This window comes from Atribacterota bacterium, from assembly GCA_028703475.1.
Taxonomy (GTDB): domain Bacteria; phylum Atribacterota; class Phoenicimicrobiia; order Phoenicimicrobiales; family Stramentimicrobiaceae; genus JAQVMU01.
In genome coordinates this window covers 1-3,233 of the sequence record JAQVMU010000115.1, presented here as the reverse complement: position 1 = coordinate 3,233, position 3,233 = coordinate 1, and the positions used below count along the sequence as shown (strand labels likewise).

Annotated in this window: 4 protein-coding genes; all 4 read right to left on the bottom strand. The window is 30.7% G+C overall.

The window, feature by feature from the left end; all coding sequences use genetic code 11:
• Window positions 1-431: DNA/RNA nuclease SfsA (locus PHQ99_08285; protein MDD4289568.1), on the bottom strand; the 431-nt coding region annotated here is incomplete at its 3' end.
• A gap of 227 nt (window positions 432-658) precedes the next feature.
• A complete protein-coding gene (locus tag PHQ99_08280) occupies window positions 659-1,924 on the bottom strand; it encodes an MFS transporter (GenBank protein MDD4289567.1) in 1,266 nt (421 codons plus the stop codon).
• 24 nt (window positions 1,925-1,948) lie between these two features.
• Entirely contained in the window at window positions 1,949-2,206 is a 258-nt protein-coding gene (locus PHQ99_08275; GenBank protein ID MDD4289566.1) for a DUF3796 domain-containing protein, read from the bottom strand.
• Between the two features lie 323 nt (window positions 2,207-2,529).
• The coding region (locus PHQ99_08270) for a glycosyltransferase family 2 protein (GenBank protein ID MDD4289565.1) at window positions 2,530-3,233 on the bottom strand (704 nt) is incomplete at its 5' end.

Here is a 3,233-nt window from a genome sequence, read left to right as displayed (position 1 = left end):
AAAAGAGCTATTCCATTTTTTTCCAGGGTAACACCTTTCACCTCTATAAATCCCTTAGAATTATGATTATGGTACATTACATCAAACCGTGAATTATTGTACTTAACTTCCCTTTTTATATCTTTCCCAACATCAATTCCCGGTAAAGACTTTTCCATTAAAGCATTACTCACTAAATCATTGGGAATTTGGGAATCAATATTTATCAGTTTTGTCCCCTTATAAGCACTTATCAGCGAATATTTTGTCTTTCGGTTTCTCAGGTTACCAATTTTCTCCAGAAATATTTTTGTACCCGGAATCAATATTTCTCTACACCTGCCTGAATTCCTCACATGGACCATTTCAAATTTTCCTCCAACTAAAACTTTAGCCAGGAAACGGTTGATGCGTTCAATAAATACAGCAGGAACAACTTCATTATATTTCAAGATAACAATCCTATCTCTTTCTTATTTTTACATATTAATTGTGCATATTTCAATTTATAATATTTTATATCTATATTTCTTAGCATTTTTAATTTAACTGTATCAATTTTATGATTACTGTCATATATTTAACTCACCACTATAATATGGTTATTTTAAAGCACTTAAATAAATATTATTACAGCCCTATTTGCTGAAATGTTTAATTATTTTTTAATAGCAATAATCTAAATATTATTCTTCTCAGAGATATGAATTAAATACATGAAAGCAGATGCCATAACAGATAATAAAGTGATTACCAACCAGATGCTGCGTATACCATAATCGGTAATAATCAATCCCAACAGAGGTGGCCCAATTATGCGACCAACACTGCCACTGACTGTTACAAGTGAATTAAAGCGACCCCTTAATGCATCAGGACTATGGTTGGCAATAAAAACACCTGCATTAATTCGTAATAATATTTCCCCTAAAGTCCATATGAAAGTTGATAATAAAATCCATCCTATAACACTAACCCATCTTAACATTCCAAAACCAATGGCAAATAGGACACCAGACCAAAAAATATTAATAACAGATGTATTTTGTCTGGATAACCACGTTACAGGTAAAGTCATAAGAACAACAATCAAGCTATTGAAGCTCATCACTACTCCAAAATACTGTGGACCTTTTGTTAAAAATATATCATCTATCTGGAGAGGCAGGCTGAAAAAGAATTGGCTGTGCACCAAAAAATATAAAATGCTAACAAGAAAAAAATAAAATACAATGGGTTCTTTCCTTAGAGCAGTGAACATTTTTTCCGGCTTCACAATTTTTATCCTATCTGCACCGGGTCCATCATTAACAGAATTTAATATTGAATTGTCTATTCTTTTTGGCATAGTCTCACAAACACAAAAACTTACAACAATAGATACAATTATTACAGCAGCAGCATTGCCTAAAAATAATAAGGTTATATGGTTGTTATATAAAAAACCTGCAACAAGTGAGCCAATACCAAATCCAAGATTAAGTCCCAGGTAAATGAATGAAAAAATCTCTTTTCGATTACCCGTATTACTAACATCTACTATTATTGCATCAATTGCCGGGTGAACAGCTCCATTAAAAAAAGCGGCAAAAATCAACAAATTTGGAACTAATAATGATTCTCCAAGAAAAGCACAGGGAAATAAAAAAAGTGCAGTGGCTATCTGGGATCCCACCAATACAATCTTTCTTCCAAAATAATCAGTTGCCTTACCTCCTGTAAGAGCCCCGATTATTCTTCCTACCTCTACAAGCATAAGGTATATGCCAACTTTATCTGCGCTGAGAGAAAGATTTTTTGTTAAAAAAAGTGTTAGAAAAGGAAAGACAAAGTAACCAATAGAATTTATAAATCGTGCAATGAATACGAAATAAATTACCCGTGGAAAATTATAATAACTTGAAATAAATTTTTTTATTTTTGAACCGGTGGCTTCTGTCAGCATATTTTTTTGACGGGTATTGAAAAATTATACCTGTATAACTCCTATTATTCCTAAAACCGCAACAATAATTCCTACAAAGCCAAGTAATCCTAAATACTCTAATTCTTTTCTGAGAAATTTAAAATAAGAAAAAAAAGCAAAAAAGGTAAAAAATAGCAAGGTATAGGGTTTGTGCTGTGAAAATCCCTGAAATCCAAAAAATCCAATAAATCCTAAAAAACCATGCCACCAGGGAGGTAAACTTCCTTTTATTTTCTTATTCTTCTGATTTTTTTCTAACATTATAATTATCTTTCTGTTTATTTGTATTTATTCAACTCGACATAAATATTTCTATGTTATATTAGTCTTTTTAAAAATCATATATATTAATGATTACTGTCTGTTTTAAATCACAATATACTATAACAGGTTTTCCAGGTGTAATTCAAATAAAGTTTTGATGTATTGATTGAAAAAGTATTTGTACATAATAAATTATAAGTAAATATAATTCAATCAGATAATACTTTACAAATCCTTTTTAAAAATACACAAAAAATAATTATATAAAAGATGTCATAAGTTAGTTGCTTATTATTAATGTATCATATTTTTAGAGAATATTACTTTTTTGTCTTTTTATAAAATGCAAGCCTGGTTATTAAAAAAATAAATCTTAATGGGTCGATAAACTGGTGAACCTTACTTTTTGCTTCAGGATGATAAATTGTTTCTATAGGTACAAATCCTACTTTAAAACCATGTTTTGCTGCTTTCACAATCATTTCTGTGTCAGCCTGAAACCTGCTTGAAGTTATAGTAATTTCCTCAACCACTTCCCTTGTCAATGCCCTGTAACCGGATTGGCTGTCTTCTATTTTAACACCACAGATTAATGATACTAAATAGGATGAAACTGCATTTGCCAGGATTCTGATTTTTGGCATTAACTCAGGTCTGAATTTTCTTGCTCCGATTACAAGATCATAACCTTCATGGATTTTTTCCAAAAATAAGGGAATCTCATCCGGATTGTGCTGGCCATCCGCATCAAGCAGTAAAAATATATCAGCACTCTCATCTGTACCTTTTCTGAATCCTTTTTTGAGAGAATCTGTTTTCCCTAAATTCTCTCTATTTATAATGACTATTGTATCTTCATTTTTGGCAATTTGAGAAGTATTGTCAGAAGAACCATCATCTATTACTATAATCTTTTGAACATATTCTTTACACTTCCTGATAACATTTTTAATGTTTTTTTCTTCATTAAAAGCGGGAATAATTACTACAATTGACTCTTCTCTATTCTCTACTATTTTGTTTT